The sequence below is a fragment of the Micromonospora pallida genome (genome assembly GCF_900090325.1).
Taxonomy (GTDB): Bacteria; Actinomycetota; Actinomycetes; order Mycobacteriales; family Micromonosporaceae; genus Micromonospora; species Micromonospora pallida.
In genome coordinates, this window is the sequence record NZ_FMHW01000002.1 from 2,074,750 (window position 1) to 2,099,947 (window position 25,198).

Annotated in this window: 23 protein-coding genes and 2 pseudogenes; 13 read left to right on the forward strand and 12 right to left on the reverse strand. The window is 72.0% G+C overall.

The features are described from left to right. Positions 1-2 precede the first annotated feature (2 nt). Both GA0074692_RS09100 and GA0074692_RS09105 read left to right on the forward strand, forming a co-directional pair. Positions 3-737 carry an SDR family oxidoreductase gene (locus GA0074692_RS09100; RefSeq protein ID WP_091641720.1) on the forward strand — a complete coding sequence of 245 codons (735 nt, stop codon included), beginning with the start codon at positions 3-5 and terminating at the stop codon, positions 735-737. 500 nt (positions 738-1,237) lie between these two features. Beyond that, the gene (locus tag GA0074692_RS09105) at positions 1,238-2,233 is read left to right on the forward strand and encodes a tyrosine-type recombinase/integrase (RefSeq protein ID WP_091641725.1); all 996 of its coding nucleotides are present in this window, start codon (positions 1,238-1,240) and stop codon (positions 2,231-2,233) included. Positions 2,234-2,247: 14 nt separating this feature from the next. On the opposite strand, the gene GA0074692_RS09110 is transcribed toward GA0074692_RS09105, so the two are convergent. The 8 genes from GA0074692_RS09110 to GA0074692_RS09145 form a co-directional block, all read right to left on the reverse strand. After that, positions 2,248-2,724: an SLOG cluster 4 domain-containing protein gene (locus GA0074692_RS09110; RefSeq protein WP_176738360.1), complete on the reverse strand. Its 477-nt coding sequence runs from the start codon at positions 2,722-2,724 to the stop codon at positions 2,248-2,250. A gap of 95 nt (positions 2,725-2,819) precedes the next feature. Next, positions 2,820-3,839, reverse strand: a complete 1,020-nt coding sequence (locus tag GA0074692_RS09115; protein ID WP_091641728.1) for a S1 family peptidase — start codon at positions 3,837-3,839, stop codon at positions 2,820-2,822. 79 nt (positions 3,840-3,918) lie between these two features. Next, positions 3,919-4,275, reverse strand: coding sequence for an antibiotic biosynthesis monooxygenase family protein (locus GA0074692_RS09120; protein WP_091641731.1), 357 nt, complete (start codon positions 4,273-4,275; stop codon positions 3,919-3,921). Beyond that, complete coding sequence (locus GA0074692_RS09125) at positions 4,272-5,528, reverse strand: beta-ketoacyl synthase N-terminal-like domain-containing protein (protein ID WP_091641736.1); 1,257 nt, start codon at positions 5,526-5,528, stop codon at positions 4,272-4,274. The genes GA0074692_RS09120 and GA0074692_RS09125 overlap by 4 nt, the downstream gene beginning before the upstream one ends. Further along, positions 5,525-6,799 (reverse strand): beta-ketoacyl-[acyl-carrier-protein] synthase family protein, encoded by a 1,275-nt coding sequence (locus GA0074692_RS09130; protein ID WP_091641740.1) that lies wholly within the window; start codon positions 6,797-6,799, stop codon positions 5,525-5,527. Before GA0074692_RS09130 ends, GA0074692_RS09125 begins: the two co-directional genes overlap by 4 nt. Next, complete coding sequence (locus tag GA0074692_RS09135; RefSeq protein ID WP_091641744.1) at positions 6,796-7,194, reverse strand: cupin domain-containing protein; 399 nt, start codon at positions 7,192-7,194, stop codon at positions 6,796-6,798. Before GA0074692_RS09135 ends, GA0074692_RS09130 begins: the two co-directional genes overlap by 4 nt. Then, positions 7,187-7,951, reverse strand: coding sequence for an SRPBCC family protein (locus GA0074692_RS09140; protein WP_091641747.1), 765 nt, complete (start codon positions 7,949-7,951; stop codon positions 7,187-7,189). The genes GA0074692_RS09135 and GA0074692_RS09140 overlap by 8 nt, the downstream gene beginning before the upstream one ends. A gap of 11 nt (positions 7,952-7,962) precedes the next feature. Beyond that, positions 7,963-8,289, reverse strand: a complete 327-nt coding sequence (locus tag GA0074692_RS09145; RefSeq protein WP_091641752.1) for a TcmI family type II polyketide cyclase — start codon at positions 8,287-8,289, stop codon at positions 7,963-7,965. A gap of 443 nt (positions 8,290-8,732) precedes the next feature. Here GA0074692_RS09145 and GA0074692_RS09150 point away from each other — a divergent pair, with 443 nt between their 5' ends. The 8 genes from GA0074692_RS09150 (at position 8,733) to GA0074692_RS09190 (ending at position 15,463) form a co-directional block, all read left to right on the forward strand. Then, on the forward strand, positions 8,733-9,539 hold the full coding sequence (locus tag GA0074692_RS09150) for an AfsR/SARP family transcriptional regulator (RefSeq protein WP_141725204.1): 807 nt from the start codon (positions 8,733-8,735) through the stop codon (positions 9,537-9,539). Between the two features lie 87 nt (positions 9,540-9,626). Beyond that, positions 9,627-9,971, forward strand: coding sequence for a TcmI family type II polyketide cyclase (locus GA0074692_RS09155; protein WP_091641756.1), 345 nt, complete (start codon positions 9,627-9,629; stop codon positions 9,969-9,971). A gap of 18 nt (positions 9,972-9,989) precedes the next feature. Further along, complete coding sequence (locus GA0074692_RS09160) at positions 9,990-11,339, forward strand: FAD-dependent oxidoreductase (protein WP_091641759.1); 1,350 nt, start codon at positions 9,990-9,992, stop codon at positions 11,337-11,339. A 230-nt stretch (positions 11,340-11,569) separates the two neighbouring features. Beyond that, positions 11,570-12,523: a helix-hairpin-helix domain-containing protein gene (locus tag GA0074692_RS09165; RefSeq protein WP_091641763.1), complete on the forward strand. Its 954-nt coding sequence runs from the start codon at positions 11,570-11,572 to the stop codon at positions 12,521-12,523. Between the two features lie 202 nt (positions 12,524-12,725). Next, positions 12,726-12,935 (forward strand): hypothetical protein, encoded by a 210-nt coding sequence (locus GA0074692_RS09170; protein WP_091641767.1) that lies wholly within the window; start codon positions 12,726-12,728, stop codon positions 12,933-12,935. 454 nt (positions 12,936-13,389) lie between these two features. Continuing rightward, entirely contained in the window at positions 13,390-14,007 is a 618-nt protein-coding gene (locus tag GA0074692_RS09175; RefSeq protein ID WP_245730244.1) for a hypothetical protein, read from the forward strand. Beyond that, a complete protein-coding gene (locus GA0074692_RS09180) occupies positions 14,004-14,351 on the forward strand; it encodes a transcriptional regulator (protein WP_091641773.1) in 348 nt (115 codons plus the stop codon). The genes GA0074692_RS09175 and GA0074692_RS09180 overlap by 4 nt, the downstream gene beginning before the upstream one ends. A gap of 602 nt (positions 14,352-14,953) precedes the next feature. Then, a complete protein-coding gene (locus GA0074692_RS09190) occupies positions 14,954-15,463 on the forward strand; it encodes a GNAT family N-acetyltransferase (protein WP_091641777.1) in 510 nt (169 codons plus the stop codon). A gap of 104 nt (positions 15,464-15,567) precedes the next feature. On the opposite strand, the pseudogene GA0074692_RS09195 reads toward GA0074692_RS09190, so the two are convergent. From GA0074692_RS09195 to GA0074692_RS35825, 3 genes and pseudogenes are all read right to left on the reverse strand, one after another. Further along, positions 15,568-17,655: pseudogene (locus GA0074692_RS09195) on the reverse strand (APC family permease). 124 nt (positions 17,656-17,779) lie between these two features. Continuing rightward, positions 17,780-18,550 (reverse strand): DUF5995 family protein, encoded by a 771-nt coding sequence (locus GA0074692_RS09200; RefSeq protein ID WP_091641780.1) that lies wholly within the window; start codon positions 18,548-18,550, stop codon positions 17,780-17,782. Positions 18,551-18,740: 190 nt separating this feature from the next. Then, positions 18,741-21,634: pseudogene (locus GA0074692_RS35825) on the reverse strand (helix-turn-helix transcriptional regulator). 187 nt (positions 21,635-21,821) lie between these two features. On the opposite strand from GA0074692_RS35825, the gene GA0074692_RS36435 reads away from it, so the two are divergent. Further along, a complete protein-coding gene (locus tag GA0074692_RS36435; protein ID WP_281198776.1) occupies positions 21,822-23,705 on the forward strand; it encodes an adenylate/guanylate cyclase domain-containing protein in 1,884 nt (627 codons plus the stop codon). Between the two features lie 36 nt (positions 23,706-23,741). On the opposite strand, the gene GA0074692_RS09215 is transcribed toward GA0074692_RS36435, so the two are convergent. Further along, positions 23,742-24,146: a DUF6766 family protein gene (locus GA0074692_RS09215; protein ID WP_218106602.1), complete on the reverse strand. Its 405-nt coding sequence runs from the start codon at positions 24,144-24,146 to the stop codon at positions 23,742-23,744. 193 nt (positions 24,147-24,339) lie between these two features. Between GA0074692_RS09215 and GA0074692_RS09220 the strand changes: the two genes are divergently transcribed. After that, positions 24,340-24,795: a fluoride efflux transporter FluC gene (locus tag GA0074692_RS09220; RefSeq protein WP_091641783.1), complete on the forward strand. Its 456-nt coding sequence runs from the start codon at positions 24,340-24,342 to the stop codon at positions 24,793-24,795. Further along, complete coding sequence (locus tag GA0074692_RS09225; RefSeq protein ID WP_091653074.1) at positions 24,792-25,154, forward strand: fluoride efflux transporter FluC; 363 nt, start codon at positions 24,792-24,794, stop codon at positions 25,152-25,154. Before GA0074692_RS09220 ends, GA0074692_RS09225 begins: the two co-directional genes overlap by 4 nt. The last annotated feature ends 44 nt before the right edge of the window (positions 25,155-25,198 follow it).

The following is a 25,198-nucleotide window of genomic DNA, read 5'->3' on the forward strand; positions in this document are numbered from 1 at the left end:
CCATGACCACACCGGTCACCGTCATCACCGGCGGCGGACGCGGCATCGGCGCCGCCACCGCCCGTCGCCTCGCCCTCGCCGGCCATGACATCGCCCTCTGCTACCGCCGCGACCACGACGCCGCCACCGCCGTCCTGGCCGACGTGCACGCGGCCGGCCGACGCGGTGTGGCCGTACCCACCGACACCAGCGAACCCGACCAGGTCGCCCACCTGTTCGACACCGCCGCCGACGCCCTCGGACCGATCACCGGCCTGGTCAACAACGCCGGCATCACCAGCCCGATCGGCCCCTTCGTCGACCTCACCGTCGACGACATCCGCCGCGTCGTCGACGTCAACCTCGTCGGCTACTTCCTCTGCGCCCAACAGGCCGCCCGCCGGATGACCACCGGAGCCGCCATCGTCAACGTCTCCTCGGTCGCCGCGACGCTCGGCAGCCCGGGGGAGTACATCCACTACGCCGCGAGCAAGGCCGCCACGGACACTCTCACCGTGGGCCTGGCCAAGGAACTCGCCCCACGTGGCATCCGCGTCAACGCCGTCGCGCCCGGCATCATCCGCACTGACATCCACGCCCTGTCCGGCATACCCGACCGACCCGACCGGGCAGCGGAGCGCATCCCGCTCGGGCGGCCAGGCGAAGCTAACGAGGTAGCCGCCGCCATCGCCTGGCTCCTTGGCCCGGAAGCCTCCTACACGACCGGCACGGTGCTGCGCGTATCCGGGGGTCTCTGACGTTCCTGCGTCGCCGCGTGGAGGAGGGCCCCACCCGGTTAACTTGACATAATGTACATTATCGAACCGCTAGTGACGCCTGGTCTGGGCCTCGCGAGCGGAGCCGCCAGCGGGATGCTGAGGCGCCTCACGGCGCGTTGCCGGGATGTCGGCTCGCTCAGCTGACTGGGCTGACATGTTGGGCGAGTTTCACCGGCGAGGCGTCGAAACAAAGCCGACGAGCGCGGTCGCCCGGCGACATGACGCGCCCGCAGATGCTGTGGATTCGCCCTGCGGGCCGCCAGCTGACCACGCCGTCGGAGAAAAGGCGCCGGTCACGACGGACGGTCCGCTGGCCCTCCCCGCGTCGTGCGGGCCGGCCGGAAGGCGTCATCAGGCCGCGCGACACCCTGATGCCAGGTACGCCCGGCCGTAGCGGGCACCACTCGACGGTCACGGCGTGTGCCTGGCTCGCTCCCCCAGAGACGACAACAACCCGAAAATCATGCATAATTACCCTTATGCATGACAAAGTGGACGAACGCGTACAGGTGCTGATCGAGGAGTTCCTGACCGCCCGCGCCACCCGCAAGCCGTCCCCGCACACCCTGCAGGCGTACCGGCGGGATCTGGTGGGTGTCGCCCGGCTGGCCGCGGAACGAGCCACGCCTCCCCTCCCCCTGGACACCCTGCCGGTCACCGCCCTCTCCCCCCGCCTGCTGCGGGCCGCCTTCGCCGCGTTCGCCGCTCCCCGCGCGGCGGCATCGGTGCACCGCGCGTGGTCCACCTGGAACAACTTCTTCACCTTCCTGGTGGCCGAGGGGGTGGTCGCGGGCAACCCGATGCCGGCGGTGGACCGGCCTCGCGCGCCGCTCCCCCAGCCCAAGCCGCTACGGGGCGAGGACACCCCGGAGCAGTTGCTCGACGCGGTGGCCCAGGCCGTGGGTCGGCAGCACGATCCGTGGCCGGAGCGGGACCTGGCGGTGGTGGCGTTGGCGCTGTGCACCGGGCTGCGGTTGGCGGAGCTGCTGGCGCTGCGGGTCGCCTCGGTCGGGGGTCGCGCGGGTGAGCGCCGGGTAGAGGTGGCCGGCAAGGGCGGCCGGCCCCGGGTGGTGCCGGTCGAGCCGGAGCTGGACGGGGTCCTCGGGGCGTACCTGGAGAGCCGGGTCCGGCGGTTCGGGGCGCGTTCGGTGCGGCCGGACTCGGCGCTGCTGGTGGACCGGCGGGGCGAGCCGTTACGGCGGGGTGGTCTGCAGTATCTGGTGGACTCCTGTTATCGGCGGGCGGGGATCACGGATCGGGTGCCGGCGGGTGCGCGGTTGCACGCGTTGCGGCACACGTTCGCGACGCGGTTGGCCGAGGACGGGGCGAGCGCGGCGGAGATCATGCGGTTGTTGGGTCATGCGTCGTTGGCGTCGTCGCAGACGTACATCGAGGTGACGGCGGGTCAGCAGCGGGCGGCGGTGCGGTCGAACCGTACGCATCGGGTGTTGGCGGGGTTGGTGTCGGCCCGGTGAGCGTGGGTGGCGGGTCAGTCGGCCATTGCCGAGAGGGCGGCGTGGACGGCTTCCTCGGGGGTGTCGACGTGCAGGGGGCCGGGCACCGGGGTTCCGGTCGGGTCGGTGATCCGCCAGCCGTCGAGGACGACGACTGGGATGCTGTCCCGGCGTAGGGCCAGGGCGATTTCGCTGAGGGTGCCCCAGGATCCGCCGATGGCGATGACGGCGTCGGCGCTCCACACCAGCACGGCGTTGCGTGCCTGTCCCAGGTTGGTCGCGATGGTGACGGAGACGTCGGTGGGGTTGTCGTGGGTGTCGTCGGGGCGTACGGCGACGACCAGGCCGTGGTGGGTGCGGGCTGCGGTGGCGACGGCGGCCATCACGCCGCCTCCGCCGCCGCAGAGCACGATGGCGCCGTGTGTGGCGAGCAGCTCTCCCACTCGGCGGGCGTGGGTCAGTTCTGTCGCTGTCGCGGTTGCCGGTCCGCAGACGGCTACCTGTGCTGCCATGGTCACCTCCAGGGTTCGTGAGGCTGATCAGACCATGGGTACGGTGACGGCGTGGCTGCCCGGATGGATGCGGGCGGCCACGCCGTCGGGTGGGGTCAGAAGACGGCCACGCCGTACTTGCTCAGCACCTCGCCGACCGGCTGGAAGAAGGTGGTGCCGCCGGTGCGGCAGTTTCCGCTGCCGCCGGAGGTGAGGCCGAGGGCGGTGCCGCCGGCGTAGAGGGGGCCGCCGCTGTCGCCGGGTTCGGCGCAGACGTTGGTGGCGATCATGCCGCGGACGGTGCCTTCGGCGTAGCGGACGGTGGCGTTGAGGCCGGTGACGGTGCCGCTGTGGGTGCCGGTGGTGCTGCCGCGGCGGGTGACGGACTGGCCGACGGTGGCGTTGCCGGCGGAGGTGATGTCCTGTCCGCCGACGCTGCCGTCGATGGCGATGGAGGTGTTGGTGTATTTGACGATGCCGTAGTCGTTGCCGGGGAAGCTGGTGCCGGTGCGGTCGCCGAGCTTGGTGCTCTGGGCGGAGTTGGCGTACCAGGCGCTGGCGACGTTGGTGCAGTGGCCGGCGGTGAGGAAGAAGTACTCGCTGCCCTTGCGGACGTTGAAGCCGAGGGAGCAGCGGTAGCCGCCGCCGTAGATGGCGTCGCCGCCGGAGATGCGCATGCTGAGGGTGTCGCCCAGGTTGGTGATGCGGGCTGCTCCGCTGGTGGCGGCGACGGCGGTCTTGATCCGTTCGAGCTTCTGTCCGGTGACGGTGTTGTCGATGCCGACGACGATCTGGTTGGTGGCCGGGTCGACGTAGAGGGCGGTGCCGGTGATGCCGAGGTCGACCTGGGACTGGGTGCGTTCGAGGGCGCGGGTGCTGCGTTCGACGATGCGGGCCACGCCGCCGGCGGCGCGGACGGTGGCGGCGGCGCGGGTGTCGGTGACGGTGACGATGGTGCGGCCGGTGGCGTCGAGGTACGAGCCTGCGGTGCGGTCGGCGCCGAGGGTGGCGGTCAGGGTGGCGGCTCGTTCGGTGGTCAGGGGTTGCGGGGCGGCGTGGGCCGGTGGGACGGCGGCCGCGGTGAGCATGGCGGTTGCGGCGGCTGTGGACAGCAGCGTGCGTCGGGTGAGTTTCATGGTTTCCTCCACCGGCTGAGCCGATCCCAGTTGATCGATGTTTCGACATGCTTGCATCTGGTGGGTGGTGCGTCCAGAGTCACCAGTGCGCCACGTCGACCTCTGCCGGCACCGAGCACACCGTTTCCGGTTCTGGGGTCTGGGCGTGCACCAGGAACCGCAGGGACCTGGCCTCGGTGAAACACTCCCGCATCGGGCGTAGCAGCTCCAGGTGTCCGGTGCTGCGTTCCCATGCCTCGAAGTCGGCGAGGGTGGCCCATTCGCTGGTCACCAGCCACTGTTCCGGGTCGACCGCGGACCGGCAGACCTGGTCCATCAGGTGTCCTGGCACCCCGTTGACCTGGTGCCGCACCAGCTCGTACGCCTGGAGGAAGTCTGCGGTGCGTTCCACCGCCACCCGCACCAGGAACAGCACCCGTGCCCGACGCTCGATCATTGTCCCCCGCTCCCTTCCCCAGGTGACTGCGTCCCGCGCAGCACCAGTGCGCTGTTGAAGCCGTCGAAGCCGCGGGCGCACACCACCGCGACCCCGGTTTCCGGCCGTCGTGGCCGGCGCAGGAAGTCCAGCTCGCAGCCGTCTGCCGGGTGCCGTGGGCCGGCGGAGGCGGGTAGCTGGTCGTGGTGCAGGGCGAGTAGCGCGGTCGCCACGTCCAGGGCGGATCCGCCCTGGTGGGCTCGCCCGGTGAGGGGTTTGTGGGTGGTGACGGGGGGTGGTCGGGTGCCGAACACGGTCCGGAGGGCGTCGGCTTCGCTGCGGTCGTGGTGGGGTGTGCCGAGGGCGTCCGGCAGGACCACGTCGACTTCGTTCGGGTGGGTTCCGGCGCGGTGCAGGGCGAGGTGGATGGCTCGCGCGTACTGGGTGGGGTCGCTGCCGGTGCGGGTGGTGGTGTGGGTGGCGTCGTGGGTGGCGGCCCAGCCGGTTATCTCCCCGTATATGCGGGCGCCTCGGGTGCGGGCGTGGGTGAGGTCTTCGACGACGAAGACGGCGCCGCCTTCGGCGGGTACGTAGCCGCTGGCGTTGACGTCGAACGGCTGGTAGGCGTGTTCGGGGTCATTGACGGGGCTGAGGAGTCCGGAGCGGAGTTGGCAGGCCAGCGCGTAGGGGCTGAGGGGGCATTCGGTGGCGCCGGCGATGACGACGGGGGTGCCGCGGCGGATGGTTCGGGCGGCGTGGGCGAGGCTGTCGAGTCCGCCGGCGGATTCGGTGACCAGCACTCCGCAGGGTCCTTTGAGTTGGTGGTGGATGGACAGTTGTCCGACGCTGGCCGCGTAGAACCAGGCGATCGACTGGTAGGCGCCGACAGTGCGGGAGGGGCCGCCCCAGAGTCGTTGGAGTTCCCGCTGTCCGAACAGGTTGCCGCCGGAGGAGCTGGCGAGGGTGACCGCGTATCCGTACGGGTGGGGGGCGCGTTGGGGTAGTCCCGCGTCGGTGAGGGCGAGGGCGGTGGCGGCGAATCCGAGGTGGGTCCACCGGTCGGTCTGGACGAGTCGCCGGTTGTCGATGTAGTGGGCGGCGTCGAAGTCGGGTACTTCGCCGGCGATCCGGGTCGGGTAGCGGTGGTCCGGGTCGAACAGGGTGATCGGCCCGGTGGTCCGGGTTCCGGTGGTGACCGTCCGCCAGTGCGCGTCCACGCCGATGCCGCTCGGGGCGACGACCCCGATGCCGGTGACGACCGCCCGGGGGGTCACTCGCGCACCGATCCGCGTAGTCGGCGGAACAGCAGCGCGGACTGGAAGCCACCGAAGCCGCTGCCGACGGAGAGGGCCACGTCGACGGGGAGTTCCCGGGCGGTGTTGGGCACGTAGTCGAGGTCGCATTCGGGGTCTCGGGTGGCCCAGTTGGCGGTGGGTGGCACGACCCCGTATTCGATGGCCAGGGCGCAGGCGGCCATTTCGATGGAGCCGATGGCGCCGAGGGAGTGTCCGACCATGGATTTGATGGAGCTGACCGGTATTCGGTAGGCGGTGGTGCCGAGGGCGCGTTTGAAGGCGGCGGTTTCGTGTCGGTCGTTTTGTCGGGTGCCGGAGCCGTGGGCGTTGATGTAGGACACGTCGTGGGGGGTGAGGTGGGCCTGCCGCATGGCGTCGTCGATGGCGAGGGCCATTTCGGCTCCGTCTGGTCGTAGGCCGGTCATGTGGTAGCCGTTGCTGCGGCTGGCGTAGCCGACGACTTCGCAGTAGACGTGGGCGCCTCGGCGGCGGGCGTGTTCGGCTTCTTCGAGGACGAGGACGGCTGCGCCTTCGGCGAGGACGAATCCTCGTCGGTCGTTGTCGAAGGGCCGGGAGGCGTGGCCGGGGTCGTGGTTGTCGGGGCTAGTGGCTTGGATGGCGTCGAAGGATGCGATGGTGACCGGGGAGATCGGCGAGTCGGATGCTCCGGCGAGGATGACGTCGGCGTCGCCGTCGGTGATGAGTTGGTGGGCGTAGCCGATGGCGTCGATGCCGGACGTGCAGCCGGTGGAGACGACCTGGGCGGGGCCGTGCAGGCCGTGTCGGCAGGCCACGTCGGCGGCGAGGCTGCTGGGGATGAGCGCCTGGTACAGGTAGGGGCTGGTGCGGGTGGGGTCGACCAGCCAGTGGGTGCCGTGGTCGCTGGCTTTCACGTATTCGTGTTCGAGTGCGGTGGTGCCGCCGACGGCGGAGCCGAGTACCACGCCGGTGTTGTTTCGTACGGTGTCGGTGAGGTCGAGTCCGCTGTCGGCGAGGGCTTCGATGGAGCAGGCGAGGGCGAACTGTACGTACCGGTCGGCGCGGCGGCGTTCGGTGGGGGTGAGTCCGGCGGCGTACGGGTCGAAGTCGCATTCCGCGGCGATCTGGGAGCGGAAGGGTGACGGGTCGAAGAAGGTGATCCGTCGGGTGGCGGTTCGTCCTTCGGTGATGGTTTTCCAGAAGTGGTCTCGGGTGGGGCCGCCGGGGGCGACCACCCCGATGCCGGTCACCACGGTGCGGCGGCCGGTCATGGTGTGGCCTCCACGGTTTCGGTGTCGACGTGGCCCAGTTCGGGGCGGGGTGCCAGTGGTCCGAGGTGGAACACCACTTCGGCGGGTTGGGTGCTGGTGTTGCGGAGCCGGTGGCGGGTGTTCACCGGCACGAACAGGGATTCCCCGGTGGTCAGGGGAATCGGCTGGTCGTCGAGGTCGACGGTGATGGCGCCGCGGGTGACGTAGAGGAATTCCTCGCTGTAGGGGTGGTAGTGCTCGGCGATGCGTTCGCCGGGCAGCAGGGTGGCCACTCCCATGAATCCGGAGGTGGCCCCGACGGTTTTGGGTCCGAGGAGCACCCGGAGTTCCGCGCCGCGCCGCCGGTCGGGGGGAACGTCGCGGGCGGCGACGGTCCGGTGGGTGGTGTCACTCATCGTCGTCTGTCTCCAGTCCCCGTTGCCGGGCGATTCGTTCGATCTTGTCGCGGATGATGGCCATCTGTTCGGGGGTGCCGGTGTTGAGGCGGTCTTCCATGGCGCGGTTGTCGATGGGTGCGTCGGGGCGCAGGTTGAAGTCCTGCACCCAGGTCATGCGGGTGGCGCCGTCGGGTTCGGTGTCGTACCGCCAGTGCAGTCGCATGTACTCGAACGGTCCGGTTTCGACCCGGTGGGCGTGGACCTGCCAGGTGGCGGGGTCGGCGGTGCGTTCGCTGACCCAGCTCCACACGGTGCCGTCGGGGTCGGGGTGCATGGTCAGCCGGAACCGGACGGTGTTGCCGTCGCGGTGCAGTACCTGCACCGCCCGGTATTCGGTGAACAGGTCGGTCCAGTGTTCGACGTCGTTGGTGAGGTCCCAGACGAGTTGCCGGGGCGCGCCGATGACGATGCTGTTGTCGGTGTGGCCCGGCGTGTCGGCCGACGTTGTCTGTTCGGGCGGGGTGGTCTGTTCGGCGACCAGGTCGGCGACGGCGGGAATGCTCAGGTGGCCGGTTTCGGTGGGAATCCGCACGCCGTACCGGTCGGCGACGACGGCCTGCAACTCCAGCAGGGCCAGCGAGTCCATGCCGAGTTCCGCCAGGGTCGCGGCGGGGGTGTCGGACGCCGCGTCGGGGTCCAGTCCGCAGTGCGCGACCAGGATGTCGGTGATCTCGGTGGCCAGGGCCGCTCCGGCCGGACCTCGGGTGACGGTCATGATGTTCCCTCTCAGCTGTGTGGGGCGTCCCAGCGGTAGAAGCACCGCGCCATGGCGTCGCGCGGCGACTGCCACGTCGGCAGGTACGGTGAGACGTACGGCCGTAGCCGGTCGCTGATCCGGGTGAACTCCGGATGCCGGCGGGCGGTCTCCACCGCGCCCTCCCCCGACGACTCGGTCTCCAGCAGGTGCACATACAGGTCGTGCAGCCGGTACAGCGACCGGTGCCGCACCCCGGCCAGCCGCGGCAACTCCGTCGCGTCCGACTCGGCGAAGATCTCGGCTACCCGCGCCTGCGCGGTCGGCAGTACCTTCGCGACGATCAACGAGCGGTCCATGCATGCCCTCCCCTTCGGCGGACGCCAGACCGCACGGGCGGCCGGACGACTGTCGACACGATGCCGAGGCCGCCGTCATCGGCGCGTCCACAGTTCGTCCACCACCACCCAACGGCCGTGACGCTCAGTTGACGGCAGGCCGGGAAAATGCCGTCCGCCCCGACTGTCGACACCAGAATCGGCGCCAAGTCAGACCAGCTCAGAGGCATTTTCAGGGACGCGCCGAGACAGGTCGGAATACCGACCACTCTGTTGACTGAGCGTAACTGCTATTGATAATCTTCGTCGCTACCAGCCCGGCGGCGGGGCACGCTCGCCGCGGCCGACCGACCCGGCCCCGCGCCGCCACCGCGGCAGCGCGACGGAACAACCGACGTCACGGACGGCCGCAGGCAGGCACCGCAACGACGGGACAACGGCTCCGCTGCAGGGGGGATGCGGCCGTGACCTCTGACACCAGCACGCCGGCAGCCGCACCCCGGACCCGCCTGCTGCTGCTCGGCGGCTTCCGCCTGCTCCACGACAACCAACCCGTAGCCGTGGCCCGCGGACTACAACGCATCATCGCGCTGATCGGGCTGCGCCCCGGCGCCACCCGCAGCCACCTCGCCGGACTGCTTTGGCCCGACGCACCCGAAGAACGCGCCCTGTCCTCACTGCGCACCGCCCTGTGGCGACTACGCCAAGACCCCTGCTGCCCGATGCACACCAGCGGCGACACCGTACGACTCGACCCCACCGTCGCCGTGGACGTCGACGACCTCGTCCGCACCGCCGCCCAGGTCCACGACGGCGGCGACCCACGCGACGCCGCCGCCGCGCTCGCCGCCGGCCGCCACGACCTGCTCCCCGGCTGGTACGACGACTGGGTCCTCCTCGAACGCGAACGCCTCCGCCAACTCCGCCTCCACATGCTCGAACAGGTCGCCCGCACCCACCTGCACGCCGCACGACACGGCGAAGCCCTCCAGGCGGCCCTCGAAGCGATGGCCGCCGAACCCCTCCGCGAAACCCCCCACCGGCTGGTCGTGCAGATCCACCTCGCCGAAGGCAACGCCTTCGAGGCACTCCACGCCTTCTACGTCTACCGCGACCTGATCCTGCGGGAACTGGACCTCGAACCGTCCGCCGCGATGTGCGCCCTCCTCGACGACACCCTCGCCCCCATCCGCCGCCGCACCACCCCACCCGGCACCCGACGCCCCACCCGCCCCGCCCCCGCACCGTCACCACCACCCACAACCGAGTGACGGCACCGTGACAGCCCCGCCGGCAAGGTGAGCCACCGAATGTCCCCACCGGCCCCGGCGGGACACCGGCCGCGAAAGGGCAAACCGATGAGCCGACTACTGATCATCAGCAGGATCGTCCCCGGCACGGAAGCACAGGTCGCGGACATCTTCGCCGACTCCGACGCCACCGACCTACCCGCCATGACCGGAGTCCGGCACCGCTCCCTCTACTGCCTCCACGACCTGTGCGTCCACCTCATGGAAACCGACATCAACCCCGACGCGATCGCCGACGCCCGCACCCACCCCCTCTACCAACAGGTCAACCAACGACTCGCCGCCCACACCACCCCCTACCTGCCGACCTGGCGCTCCCCCCGGGACGCGATCGCCGGCTGCTTCTACCGCTGGGACGCCACCACCGCCGCATCCACCGGCACCGTCGACTGACCCCCGCAAGGAGCTGCCATGTCCCCCAGCCGACCCCACGTCCTGGTGATCGGCGCCGGCACCGGCGGAATGTGCCTGGCCCACGGCCTCCGCCGCGCCGGCATCAGCGTCGCCGTCTACGAACGCCACCGCACCCGCACCGACGGCCTACTCGGCTACCGCGTCGGCATCGGCCCCACCGGCAGCCGCGCCCTCCGCGAATGCCTGCCACCCGAACTGTTCGACACCTTCATCGCCACCTGCGCCCGCTCCCCCCGCTACTTCAACGTCATCACCCAACGACTCCGCCACACCGCCTCGTTCGAACTGCGCCCCGACACCGACCCGGTCAACACCGACCGCTCCGTCGCCCGGATGACCCTGCGGCAGGTCCTGCTCACCGGCATGGAAGACGTCGTCCACTTCGACAAGACCTTCACCCGGTACGAACAACACGACGACGGCACCGTCACCGCCCACTTCGCCGACGGCAGCACCGCCGTCGGTGACCTGCTGGTCGCCGCCGACGGCACCCACTCCGCCGTCCGCCGCCAGTACCTCCCCCACGCGGTCACCCGAGACGCCGGCAGCATCAACATCGCCGTCAAGATCCCCCTCACCGACCACACCCGCAGCCTCCTGCACCACCGCATCCTGGAAGGCATCTCCCTGATCTTCGCCGCCGGCGGAATCATGGGCATCCTCCACGTCATGGAGTTCAAATGGGACACCCGCGGCACCGTCAAGTCCGGCATCGGCAGCGCCGACGCCGAACTGATCAGCCGCTGGCCCGGCCTCCTCTACGACAACACCCGCGACTACATCAACATCATCATCTGGAGCGCCGCCCGCCGATTCCCCGCCGACGTCATGCAGCGACGCGGCAACGACCTCGTCCTGCTCGCCCTCGAACTCACCCGAGGCTGGCACCCACACCTACGCGAACTCATCGCCCGCAGCGACCCCGGCAGCTGCCTACCGATCAAGGTGGCCACCTCCGAACCGATCCCACCCTGGAAACCCAGCACCGTCACCCTGCTCGGCGACGCCATCCACACCATGACCCCCGGACGCGGCGTCGGCGCCAACACCGCGCTCCGCGACGCCACCCTCCTCTGCCGGCAACTCACCCAGGCCACCACCGGCGACAAAACCATCCTCGAAGCGGTCGGCGACTACGAGGCACAAATGCTGCCGTACGGCTTCGCCCGCGTCGCCGACTCCCTGAAGAACAACGGCACCGACGGCGACGACCCGCTCTACCACCCCGTACTCGGACCACTCGCGCTACTCGGCGCCCGCGGCTACTTCGGAATCACCAGCCGCGTACCGAAGCTGCGCCGCAAGTTCGTCGACGACCTCTACGCCTACCGCGGCGCCGAGGACTGACCCCACCCCCTGCGGCGGTGCCGGCACCCGTCTCCCAGCCGACCATCGGCAAACGGTGTCGGCACCGCCGTCACGCTGCGCGAACCACCCCACGACCACCCACGGCACCCGCCCTCCCACCGCACGGTCGACGGCGGGATCCTCCCGGCCAGAATGAGGCCGCTCACACGCGTATGCGAAGCTGCGGCGGACATTTCTCGCACTTTCGCCGTACGCGCTGGAGGTATGCCATGGCGTGGAGTTTTGGACACTCACTGTTACTGATCCTGGTGTTGGTCGGTGGCGCGGCCGCCGGCTGGGTGCTGCGCGGCCGGCAGGCCACCCGCCGGCCGACGTCGTGGATGGACACCACCGCCACCCGACCGGCCGCCACCGCACCGACGCCCACCCCCGCCGCCCCGGTGACGCCGCCGGCCACCCCCGACGAGACGACGGCGACCATCACCGTCCCGCCGGTGGCCGCCGACGCCCCCGCTACGCCCGACCGGTCCGACCACACGCCGGATCCCCTCACCGAAGCCGCCCCGACCCCCACGACTCTCACGACTCCCGTCGATTCCGTGCAGCACACGGCACCCGCCGAACCGGTGGACGCCCAACTCGAACCCGTGGACGCCCAGGCCGAACCCGTGACCACCCCGATCGAACCAGCCGAACCGCAGACCGACCCGACGCCCGCCCGCATCGAACCGGTCGACACGCAACTCGAGCCCGTCGAGCCACAGTCCACGCCGGCGGAACCGCAGCCGCAGCCCGTCGAGCCGACCGCCGCCGAACCGGAGCAGCCGGCACCAGCGGCCCAGCCCACCCCGGTCGCGGCAGACACCCCCACCGTGGACGACGCGCCGGTGACGCACACCCCCGTGGTGGAAGAGGCACCGCACACCCCCGCCCCGCAAGATGACGCGGCAGCACCCGCACCGCGCGACGCCGACGAGGACGCCCCCGACGACGACTTCCGCCGGATCCAGGGCATCGGACCGAAAATCGCCGCCGCCCTCCAGGCCGCCGGCATCCGCACCTACCGGAAACTGGCCGAGCAGGACGAGGCCACGCTGCGCGCGGTGATCCGGGACGCCGGCCTGCGGTCCGCCCCCGGCCTGGCCAGCTGGCCACAGCAAGCCCGGCTCCTCGCCGACGCCCCCACCGAAGCCAACAAGGTCTTCCCCACCCCCACCGCCTGACCTCACGCACCTAACCGCCCGCCCCTGCCCGTCACCCCACCGCGTCGGCCGCCCCCACCTGACGGCGCGGACCGGTCCGTGACGGCGGGGCGGGCGAGGTCAGCCAACCCCAACAACTGATCCGGACCGGACACGGTTAGCCGTTCACCGCGACTGGGTACAACCCGCCTCACCTCGACACACCACTGACAGGGAGGCAGCCATGCGGCGTAGCCCGTCGATATTCGGAATTCTCCTGGTGATCTGGCTCGTCATCGGCGCGATCGCCGCAGCACAGCGCGGCTACTTCCGAGGCGACGACACCAACTGCGCCGAAGCCGGCACGATCCTGGTCACCATCGTGGCCGGGCCACTGAACTACGTGGGCGCCAACCCGAAGGTCGACTGCGAGCTGCCCCAACCCTCCGAGTAGGCCGTCCCACTCTCACGTCGGCCCGTGTCCACCTGACCAGGTGGACACGGGCCGAGTCGTTGCCCGAGCACGCGCACCCGCCGCGTCTCACCACGCTCGCGACGAACCGGACGCGCCTCCGCGGCCAACCTGCGCCACCGTCAGGGGGCCGACCGGGGCCGACCGGGGCCGGTTTTCGCCGGTGCTGGCGGGCGCCGCGCTCATCGGTCCGTCCCGTCAGCACCGCCGTGGTGCTCGATCGCCTCGTACGCCGTGCGGCATCCGCTGTAGCGGCAGCGCAGATCGGTCGGTACATCGGCGGCCGGCAGAGCGACGTGCCGGTGCACTAGCGCCGACAGGTTTGTTGTGGAAACCTATTGGCATGACTACTGATCCGGTTTTTGCCGGTGGCGATCCCCGCCGACTGCTGTCTGACGTTCGCTCCCTGGCGCACCAGGTGCGTCTCGACCAACGGATGACCTGGGTTGCACTGCTGGTGCTAGGCGCGGTGACGCTCGTCGGGATCCCGTTCGACTGGCTCGGCATGATGGTGCACTGCCACCCCGACACCAGCTGCGAGTTCGCTCGGCGGGGCGTGCTGTTCTACTGGCCCCCGGCGCTCCTGCTGGCCTACACGGCGATCGCCGTCTGCTACGTGCGGGCCGCCCGGGCACGGGGCCTGGGTGCCCGGGCGTTGCCGTACGCGATCGCCGGCGTCGCGACGACCGTCGTGTTCACCGCCGCGTGGGTAGCCGCAGCCCTGTATTTTCCGCACCACCCGCTGCCGCACCACCCGCTGCCGCACCACCCGCTGCCGTACTGGGGGTTGATCCTGGACCGGCTGGTCTCACCCTGGAGCATGATCGGAATCGCGCTGGTGGTGCTGGCCCGGATCGAGCGCAACATCGGGCTGCTGCTGTTCACCCTCGCCTACCTGGCCCTAGTACTGCTGGTGCTGCCGATGAACGAGGGCTGGGGACTGGCAGGCTGGGGACTTCAGGCCCGATTCGCGGTACCGCAAGTCATCAGCGGCGCGCTGCTGATGCTCGGCGCGGCCGGGTTCTTCAGAGCAGCCCGCAGGCGGCAGCAGTGACGGCCACGACCGGCACCCCGGATCCGGACGCAGGGCACCCGGTCACCGGGCTGGACGAGGTGGTGCACCAGCGGGCACGGCTGGGCATCCTGACCATCGCGCACGAGGCCCACCGGGTCGAATTCGGCTACCTGCGCACCCACCTCGAGCTGACCGCCGGCAACCTCTCCAAGCACCTCAGCGTGCTGGAAACGGCCGGCCTGATCGAGATCCAGAAAGGCTACGAGGGCCGACGCGGCCGCACCTGGATCACCCTCACCGCCACCGGCACCACCGCGCTCGCCGACGAGATCGCGCGACTCAAGCAGCTCATCGCCCGCGTCGAGACGACCAACGGGCAGTAGCGACAACCGTCGGCCGACCAGCCATCCCCGGCGTACGGCGGCTGTGCGCCCGAAGGCGCCGGCCGGACGGCCGGCGCCACTCCAAAGCAGCAGGAGGCGCCATAACCGCCATACCGGCGACCGGTCCGGGACACATCTCCCGCCGTGGCCTCATCACCACCGCGCTGCCCGCCGGGCTCACCGTGCCGCTTGGCCTCGCTGGGCGCGCGGAAGCGGCTCCGGCCGCCAGCCGCCCACTCACCTCGAGCCCGCCGCGCATGGTCCTACCCGCGCCAACCGGCCCATACCCGATCGGTACGGTGGCGCTGCACCTGGTCGACCGGTCACGGCCGGATCCGTCGGCGTGAACGCCTCATGCAACTCCCGCGCCGACACACGCGCTTCAACCGCGGATACACGGTCCGCTCGATCGACGCCACGAAGCCACCACCCGATCACCAACCGGATAAAGGCCCCCGCGCCGCGCAGACTCTAACCACCATCAATGCCGACACGGAATCCCCAGCCCAGCGCGATTCCTCGACCGGCTTATTGCCGGTTTCCGGCGGTCGGCCCCCCGGTCACGTACCGTCGGCAGATCAGCGTCACCGGAGGTCGCCGCCATGCCGGATCCCACCCTCGTACGGATCCGTCCGATGCGCGCCACGGACGCCGACCCGGTGCTCGCCATCTACCAGGCCGGGCTCGACGGAGGCCAGGCCAGCTTCGAAACCCGGGCACCGGAATGGGCGGCCTTCGACGCCGCCCGGCTGCCGGAACACCGACACGTGGCGGTCGACCCGACGACCGACCAGGTGCTCGGCTGGGCGGCGGTTTCCGCCGTCTCCACCCGACCCGTGTACGCCGGGGTGGTCGAACACTCCGTCTATGTGGCGCCCGAGTCCGCCGGACGGGGCGTCGGGCGGGCCCTGCTGACCGCTCTGATCGACTCCACCGAGGCCGCCGGAGTGTGGACCATCCAGTCGGCTGTCTTCCCCGAGAACGAGGCCAGCCTCGCCCTGCACCGGTCGGTGGGTTTCCGGGTGGTCGGCGTCCGAGAACGAATCGCCCGGCATCACGGACGCTGGCGTGACGTGGTGCTGCTGGAGCGACGCAGTCCTCGAGTCGACTGACGCTGTTGTTGTGGCATGTCGTCCCTGGGGCTGTGTGCGTTGTGAGACGGTGGGCACAATCCGTACGGCATCCTAGGAAGATAGGTTGTGAGGCTCGAACCGGGTCAGCCGCCGACGTGGATGCCGGGACGGCGGGTCGGGTCCGGCTCCGCCCTGCGGAGGATCTCGCGTACCACCGGCGGGGTGTCACCCCGACCGAGGACGAGATACCGCAACAGGTGCGCGATCGGACTGCCCTCCGACCACTCGAAATGGCAGTGCGGGCGGACCCCGGTGGCGTCCCGCAGGGCCAGCAGGATCGCCGCGATGGCGTTCGGCGCGGCTGGGCTGCCGGCGCGCAGCACCCGGTGCCCCGCGACCTCCACCCCGCGCACCCGCAGCACGTCCCGGAACCCGGACGGGTCGGTGATGTCGATCTCCAGGAACAGCACGGGCGCGGCACCGGGCACCGGGTTCATCGCCCGCTGCGCCCGCTCCTTGACCCGGTACTCCTTCACCGAGCCCAGGTCACGCTTGTTGGCGATCAGGTGCAGCCGGCCGTCCTGACGCAGCGACTCGGTGACGAACTGTCGGGCCGGCTCGTCGAACTCGACACGGTCGGCGCGCAGTTCGGTGGTGCGGACCACCCGGGACACCAGCGAGACCACGACGATCCCGGCGATGAACAGGCCCGAGATGGTGATGCCGTCCGGTTTCTCGACGACGTTGTCGACCAGCGCGTAGAGCAGGAACAGGGTGAGCACCGCGTAGCCGACCACCAGCGCGCGGTGGCGGCGACGCAGCGCGGAGATGGTCACCGCGACCGACGCGGAGACCAGCATCGCCAGGATCCCGGTGGCGTACGCGCCGGCCTGGGCGGTGACGTCCGCGCCAAAGGCGATCGTGATCACCACGCTGACCAGGGTGTAGACGAGCACCACCGGGCGCACCGCCCGCCCCCACTCCGGGGCCATCCCGTAGGAGGGAAGGTAGCGGGGCACGATGTTGACCAGCCCGGCCATCGCGGACGCGCCGGCGAACCAGAGGATGAGCGCGCTGCTGACGTCGTACGCGGTGCCGAAGACCTCGCCGAGGTACTGGTGCGCGAGATACGCCAGCGCCCGCCCCTCGGCGACCCCACCCGGACGCAGGTCCTCGGCGGGAACCAGCAGGGTGGTGACGACGCTCGTGCCGACCAGGTACACCGACATGACCACGGCGGCGGTGGTGAGCAGCCGACGGGTGTTGCGGATTCGGGCCCGCAGCCGCTGGTCGGGGTCGGCCCCCTCCCCCGCCACCAGAGGCATCATGCTGACCCCGGTCTCGAACCCGGACAGCCCCAACACCAGCAGCGGGAACGCGAGCACGGCGGTGACCAGGACGTCACCCGGCCCGCCGACGGCGGTGACCTCGTCGACCCAGCGGGAGGCCAGCGCCGGATCGGCGGCGACCTCCGCCAGGGCGGCTCCCACCACCACCGCGTTGAGCAGCAGGAAGACCGCCACCAGCGGCACCGCGACACCGACCGCCTCGCGGAAGCCGAGCAGGAAGACCCCACCGAGGACGAGCAGCAGCACGACGGTCACCGGCACCGCAAGCGCCCGGCCGGAGAGCGCCGCCGGCAGGTACGGGTTCTCCAGCAGGTGCACCGTGGCGTCGGCGGCGGAGAGCGCGATGGTGATGACCCAGGAGGTGGCGACGAACCCCAGCAGCACCAGGACGAAGAGCTTGCCCCGCCAGAACGGCAGCAGCCGCTCCAGCATCGCCACCGAGCCCTGCCCGTTCGGGCTCTCCCGGGCCACCCTGCGGTACATGGGCAGCATGCCGAAGAGGGTCAGCGCCACGATGGCCAGGGTCGCCAGCGGGGAGAGCGCCCCGGCGGCGAGCACCGCGATGCCGGGCAGGTACGACAGGGTGGAGAATTAGTCCACCCCGGTCAGGCACATGACCCGCCACCAGGCGTGCGGTCGGAGGTGCCCGTTGCCGGCCTCCGGGCCGACCGGCTGGACCCGGTGCCGGAACAGCCACCGGCGGACCGGGCCCTCGGGCCGTTCGCCGTGGGCTGCGGTCTCCACGCAGGTGGGCAGGACGGGTGACCCGTCGGGCTCGGTGTCCCGGCCGGCGTCGACGGGGCGGGCGCGGTGCTCGGCCGTCGGCCGGTGCCGCACCTCGGTACGCCGGAGGTGTCCCCCGGCCCGTCGCCGGTCCGTCATCCGGCTCCCCTCCGCGGCTCCGCCCAGGGGCGCAGCCGGCCGGGAATCGGGGTGGCGGCCGAGCCGGGCGGCGGTGCGCGTCATGGCGGGCGGGTACCCCGACGGGGACCTCCGACACCCGGGTCTACTGCAGCAGCGCGCCCAGTGGTGAGAGCAGCAGCCGGCCGAGTCGGGCGGCGGTGCCGTCGAGGCGGCTGCGCTCGTACTCCCGGGCGTGGGTGTCGTGGCGTACCCGCCAGATCCGCTGGGCGTTGCGCCAGGCGACGCCCCGCGTGTACTCCACCAGCTCGCCCTGGTACCAGTCGTCGAGATCACCGTTGAGCGTGTCGATGATCAACTGCCAGCGGTCCAGGTAGCCCCGGCGCAGGGTCGGGATCGACTCGGCGAAGATCTCGTTGATCTGGAGGTAGTCCCGGTGCTGGTCGCCGCCGTCGGCCGGCTCGGACTCCAGGTAGGCGAAGGTGGTCACCAGGGCGAACGGCAGGTCGAAGTTGATGTGTGCGTTCACCCCCGCCGCGGCGGCCGGTAGGGGCCGTACGTCCGGGCCCTGCATGCGTTCGAAGAGGCACGACCATGCCTGCGGTGTGTACGGGCTCGACTCGGTCCACAGGCGCAACGCGTCGAAGTAGCGGGCGGCGAACTCCACGTCCAGCCGGGACAGGAACACCGGGTCGGCGAAGCTGCCGTCGTACAGCCGTTGCAGCACCCTGCTGGTGATCGTCAGGTAGAGCGCGTTGAAGTCCGCGAGGGGGCAGCTTTCCTGTAGCGGGGGCAGCCGGACCAGGACCTCCTGGAGTGTGGCCAGGTGGTCGACCACCGCCGGCACGTCGGCGGGGTGGTCGGCGAGCAGGTCGGCGACGTCCTGGTGGACGGGCCCCCAGACCGGTTCGGTCATCGACAGATTCCTTCCGTGGATACCTCGGCCTGCCGGCCGGAGAGGAGACGGAAACCCTGCGAAGCGGAACAGGGACAGCCGATCCGCCGCCGGGGGGTGGATCGGCGGCTGGCCCGCGCGGTGCACAGCGTGGCAGCCGCCGGCCGGGCGGGGATCGGTAGAACGACGTATCCGCCTGCGGCGGGGATCCTCAGCGCGGGCGGCGGCGCAGGTGGATGGCGCTGGCCTGGACCCTGGTGCGGACCTGGAGTTTGTCGAAGATGTGCGAGACGTGCACGCCGATGGTCCGTTCGCTGATGAACAACCGCTGGCCGATCTCCCGGTTGGTGAGTCCCTCGGCCACCAGCGCGAGCACCTCCCGTTCGCGTGGGGTGAGCGCGGCCAGTTCGTCGGGCGTCCCGCTGGGGTTTCCCGCGCCGGCGGGATCGTGGTCGGCTGTCGGGATGGGTAGCCGGGCCCGGGTCGCCAGCGCGGTGATCTCCTCGCGCAGTGGACGGGCGCCCAGGGCCTGGGCGGTCTCGTGGGCCTGGCGCAGCAGCCGGGCGGCGGTGGCGGTGACGTCCCGGCCCCGCCGGGTCAGGAGCGCCTCGGCCTGCCGCAGCCGGGCGTACGCCGCCGGGTAGGGGTGGTTGCGCCGGTCCCACACCTCGACCGCCCGGGCCCACAGGGCCGGTTCGCCGGGGCCGTCGAGTCGGCTGACCTCGGCGGTGCAGAGGGCCAGGAAGGCGTCGACCACGTCGCGGACCGGCCGGGCCGCCTGGACGCTGGTGCGTCGGACCCGGTGGGTGACCTGGCGCAGGCGGCGGACCGCCGTCAGGTCGATCCGTCCGGTGCGGCTGGCGTACGCCTCGGCCTCGGCGCGCAGCCCGTGCCAGGCCAGGGTGGCGAGCAGGACCAGGTCGTCGGAGCGGGTTTCGGTCAGTCCCCGGGCGACGGCCTGTCGGGCCTCGTCGTGCCGGCCCTGCCACATGGCGAGTCCGGCCCGGAGGGTGAGCAACGGCAGTACGTGTCGGGCGCCGCCCCCGGCGAGCAGCGTCGCCACCGCCTCCAGGTCGCGGTCGGCGGCGGTCACGTCGCCGTAGGCGACGGAGAGGCGGCAGCGGGCCAGCAGCAGTTCGACGGCGTCCGCGCCGGACGGGCGGTGCCGTAGGGCGTCGGCGATGACCTTCTCCGCCTCGGCCCACTGCCCCACCCGGAACAGGCCGGTCGCCGCGACGGCCAGCAGCCGGGTCTCGAACGTGCGGCCCAGTCCCAGCTCGACGACGCGGTCGGCGCCCCGGCGGGCCACCACGACGCCTTCCTCGATGACGTTGAGCGGGCCGGTCAACAGGTCGGCGAGGTGCAGGTAGGCCAGGCCGACGTCCTCGGGTCGGCCGGCGCGTTCGGCGGTGGCCAGCGCCTGGCGCATCACCGGCAGGCCGGCGTCCGGGTCCTCCAGGTAGGCCTGGCTGAAGCCGAGCGCGGCGCTGGCCAGCACCACCTCCGAGGTGGAGCCGTCGACCGACGCGGACAGTGCCAGCGCCTCCCGGGCCCGGCGGCCGGCGTCGGCGTACCGGCCGAGGTGCAGCAGCAGTTCGGCCAGGTGCGCGGCGGCGGTGGCCCGTTCGCGGGGGTGCAGTCCGGTGCGTCCAGGGCGCGTTGGTACTCCGCCTCGGCCAGCGCGGAGCGTCCGGCGTGGGCGAGGTAGCGGGCCCGGCGGATGTACAGCGTGGAGGTCACCGCGCCGACCAGGGTGGTCTGTTCTTCGAGGAGGGTCAGGGCCCGTGCGTGCTCGCCGCAGTGGTGGGCGGCCTCCGCCGCCTTCTCCAGCAGGTTGATCCGTTCCGGTGTGCCGAGACCGGTGTCGGCTGCCGCGTCGAGGGCGAGCGACCAGTGCCGGTGTGCCTCGGCGTAGCCGTGCAGCCGTTCGGCCTCCGCTGCGGCGGCGATCGCCGCCCGCAACGCCCGTACCGGTTGGCCGGCCAGCCGCCAGTGGTGGGCGGAGCGGGCGTGGTGCAGTGGTGTCGGTTCGGCGGTGAGCGCCTCGGCGTGGCGTCGGTGCAGGGCGCAGCGTTCGGCCGGCAGTAGTTCCTGTTCCAGCACCTCGGCGACGAGTCGGTGTCGGAGCTGGTATCCGTTGTCGGTGGAGATCAGCAGTCGGTGCGCGATCGCCGCGTGCACGGCTTCGATCAGCTGTTCCTCGGGGAGTCGGACCAGGCGGGCGAGCAGCGTGTGTTCCACCGGCTCCACCCCGACGGCGACCGCGTGCACCACCTCGTGGGCGTGCGGAGGCAGGGCGTCCACCCGGTCGAGGAAGATCTGCCGGAGGGTGTCGGAGAGGCCCTCCCGCCCGTCCCGCCGGTCCCGGGCCAGTTCCTCCACCACGAAGGGGTTGCCGCCGCTGCGTCGCCAGATCTGCTCGGTGGCCTCCGGCGGTAGGGGCCGGCCGACGATGGCCGTGGCGAGCTGGTCGGTTCCGGCGCGGTCCAGCGGGGCCAGGTCGAGCACCCGTACCGACCGCAGCCGCCGCAGTTCGGTGAGGACCCGGCGCAGCGGGTGGGCCCCCTGCAACGCCTCGGCGCGGACCGCGGCGAGCACCGACAGCCGCATGTCGCCGAGTCCGGCCAGCAGGTAGAGCAGGAGCTGCCGGGTGCTGCGGTCGACCCACTGGAGGTCGTCCAGGACGAGCACCAGCGGGCGCCCCTGGGCGATCAGGTGCAGTCCACGGGAGACCCGCTCCAGCAGGGTGCCGGCCTCCTCCCGGCCGGGGGTCTCGTCGGCGAACATCCGCAACAGGTTGCGCACCGCCGCGCAGGTGTGGGCGTGGGATACCTCGGATTCGAAGCGGCGCAGCGCCTGCAGCAGCGGGTGCAGCGGCGAGGCGTCGCCGATGTCGAGGCAGGTGCCGGCGAGCACCACCGCGCCGGTGGTGCGCAGTCCCGCCGCCACCTCGCCGAGCAGGCGGCTCTTGCCCACCCCGCTCTCCCCGTTGACGAACACCGCTGCGGTGTGGCCGTGGGAAACCCGGTCGAGCAGGGCGGCGCGGACCATCGCCACCGTGTCGGCGCGACCGACCAGCGGGACGGCGTCCACATCGCTGGCCATGTCCAGCAGCCTAATAGGAGGGGCTGGGGCGTTCATAAGGGTAAGTCGATCCTGTGGTACTCCTCGCGTAGGAACTGTGACGGAAAGTTGCGGAAGGCCGACATACGTCGTTCGGCAGATCCGCCGTCGGTCCGGTGGTGCGAGTCTCCAGACGTCGTCCGGGCACCACGGGGGAAAGGTGAGCGCGATGCCTGTCAGCACAGTCACCCAGCCGGCACCGGCGATGGTCACGTCGCGGCACTGGCCGGTGCCGGAGGAGCGGCGTACGGTCAGCGTCCTCTTCGTCGACATCGTCGGCTCGACCGCGCTGGTCGACCGGCTCGACCCGGAGGACGTCCGGGCCCTGCAACTGGAGTACTTCGGTGCGGTCGCGGGGGTGCTGCGCCGGTGGAACGGGGTGGTGGAGAAGTACGTCGGCGACGCCGTGATGGCCCTGTTCGGCGGGGTTGAGTCCGACGGGTTTGACGCGTACCGGGCGGTGCGGGCCGGGCTGGAGATCCAGCGGGTCCTCGACGGGCAGCCGCTGGCCTGCGGAACCCGGGTGCGGCTACGGGTCGGCGTCGCCACCGGAGAGGCGGTGGTCGACCTGGCCGCGGTGCGCGACGCCGGGCACGGTGCGGTCAGCGGGGCGGTGGTCACCCTGGCCGCCCGGCTTCAGGAACACGCCCCGCACGGCACGGTGATCGTCTGCGCGGCCACCCGGCGGGCCACCGCCGACCTGATCGACTACCGGGAACTGCCGCCGGCGGTGCTGGCCGGCAAACCGGCCCCGGTGACGGTCTGGCGGGCCGCCGGGCCGGGTCCGGTCCGACCGGCCGGTGGCGAGCTGCCGTTCATCGGGCGGCGCCGGGAACTGGCCGCCCTGCGGGACCAGGTCGCCCGGGCGGTGCGGGACCGGACGGCCCGCTGGGTCTCGGTGGTCGGGCCGGACGGGGTCGGCCGCAGCCGACTGCTGACCGAACTGGCCCGGACGGTCGGGCAGGTCGACGGGGTGCCGGTTCGCTGGTGCCGGGCGCAGTGCCCGCCGGACGTCGCAGCGGCTCCGCTGGCCGCGCTGGTCCGCGACCACGCCGGGCTCCGGGCCGACGACGACCCGGCGACGGTACGGCGTCGGTTGTCGGCCGTGTGCGGTCCGCTGGTCCCGGCCGGCCGGCTGTCCGCCACCGTCGCGGCGCTCGGGACGCTGCTCGGCCCCACTCCCGACGCCGCCGCTGCGGGGGCGGCTCGGTGGCGGGAGGTGCTGCTCGCCCTCGCCGAACGGGAACCCCTGGTGGTGGCGGTGGACGACGTGGACCGGGCGGCCCCCGAGGTGGGTCGGTTCCTGCACGAACTCTTCGCCGCCGCGACCGCCCGGAGGCTACCGCTGGCCGTCGTGGTCACCCACCGTCCGGAGTGGGCCGACCTACTTCCCCTCGGTTCGGCGCGGCGGCGGCACCGGCTGACCGTGCCGCCGCTGCGGGCCGTCGACGCCGGACGGCTGCTGCGTCACCTGGTCGGCGAGCGGGCGGCGGTGGCCCGGCTGCTGCCGCTGGTCGCGGGTTACCCCGGCTACGCGCGGGCCTACGCCGCGCAGGCCGGTGACGGCGGCGCGGCGGGCGAACCGCCGGTGCCGGAGGCGGTCCACCGGATGGTCTCCGCCCGGCTCGACCGGCTCGACGGGACCGGACGGGCGGTGGTGATGGCCGGCGCGGCGCTCGGTGCCGGATTCACCGCCGACCAGGTCGCCCGGCTGCTCGACCTGGACCCGGGGCCGCTGCGGCCGGTCCTGCGGGAGCTGGTGGCGCGGGGCGTCCTGGTGTGGCGGGCCGCCCGACACGGGTACGACGTGGCGGACCGCACGCTGGCCCGGGTGGCGTACGAGCGGCTGCCTCGTGCCCTGCGGGCCGAGTTCCGGCGGCGGACGGCCCCCGTGGTGTGTGACGGGCCACCCCGTCCGGTGCGGCTGGCCCACCCCGCCGCGTCGGGTCGGCTGGTGGCCGCCGGCACGCCCGCCCCGGACGGTCGCCCGGTTCGGACTCGGCCGGTGGGAGTGCCGGCCCGGGCCGCGCCGCCGCTGGCCGCCAGTGCCTGACCGGCCCCGCCTTCATGATCGACCGGCCGACGCGGATCAGGGGCGCTCGGGGTCGAGGCCACGCTCACGCAGCAGCGCGTCGAGCTTGGCCTCGATGCGCTCGTCGGACTCCCGGGACTGCGAGGAACCCCAGTAGTAGAACAGGGCCAGCCCCGCCGCCTGCCAGACCAGCTGGAGAAACTCCGACTGCCAGTTCTCGAAGGTGCTCGCGAGGAACTGGGGCAGGAAGTCACCCCAGGCGAACGACTGCCCGTGCTGGTGGGCCTCGTTGCTCACGACGGTCATCTGGAACAGAAACTGGCCGATCCAGGCGAAGACGAACAGCGCGCCCGTGACCAGCGCGAAGCCGTACGCCTTCGGCCAGCGGGGCTTGCGTAGGGGTGGCCCCTCGATGCGGGTCGCACCCGGGCGGTGCGTGGTTGGCGTCGTGCGCTCCCCCATCATGTCTCCCCCTTCGGGTGGACGATGTGTCGCGGCCGGCATTGCCCCAGCTAATTCGGGCTGAAACCGGCGTCGGGGGTGCCGGCCGGTGGGGCAGGCCGGTGGGTGCCGATAGGCTGGCGTCCGGGGCCGCCCACCGGCTCCGTTCGGTCGCGCCGTGCGGCGACCTGGTGTCCGTACCGGTGGAGGAGCGGTGTCCGACAGTTCCCGGACCGACCCCGGTCCGCGCCGGCCCGCCGGCGGGGCGGTCGTGCTCGTGGTGGTCGCCGCAGGTGGCGTCGTCGGCGCGCTGGCCCGGGCCGGGCTGCTGGCTGCGGTGCCGTACCGTGCCACCGACTTTCCCTGGCCGACGTTCGCGGTGAACGTCGTCGGTTGCCTGCTGATCGGGGCGCTGATGGTGCTGCTCGAGCGGGTCTGGACGGCCCGGCCGTTGCTGCGTCCGTTCCTCGGGGTCGGGGTGCTGGGCGGGTTCACCACCTTTTCCACCTACGTGCTCGACGTCCAGCAGGCGGTACGGGCCGGCGCGCCGGAGACGGCGCTGGCGTACCTGGGCGCGACGGTGCTCGCCGCGCTGGGCGCGGTCTGGGCCGGTGACGCGGCGGCCGGGTGGCTGCTGGACCGGACGCGGCCGGGCGGGGCGGCGCGGTGACCGTCCTGCTGGTCGCAATCGGCGCGGCCGTCGGCGCGCCGCTGCGCTACCTGGTCGACTGGGCGGCGCGGGCCCGGTTCGGCGTGGTCTCCACCTGGGGGATTCTCGCCGTGAACGTGGCCGGGTCGCTGCTGCTCGGTCTGGTGGTCGCGGTGCCGGCCGGTCCGGCGGTCACCGCCGCGGTGGGCACCGGGTTCTGCGGCGCGCTGACCACCTGGTCGACTCTCGGGTACGACACGTTCCGGCTGGCCCGTGCCGGGGCGCGCCGCGCCGCGCTGACCAACGTGCTGCTCAACGTGGTCGTCGGGCTGGTCGCGGCGTCGGTGGGCCTGCTCCTGGCCGGAGTGGTCGCCGGATGACCGTGGTGACCTGTCGAGGGACGGCCAGGGTGGCACCTCTGCCC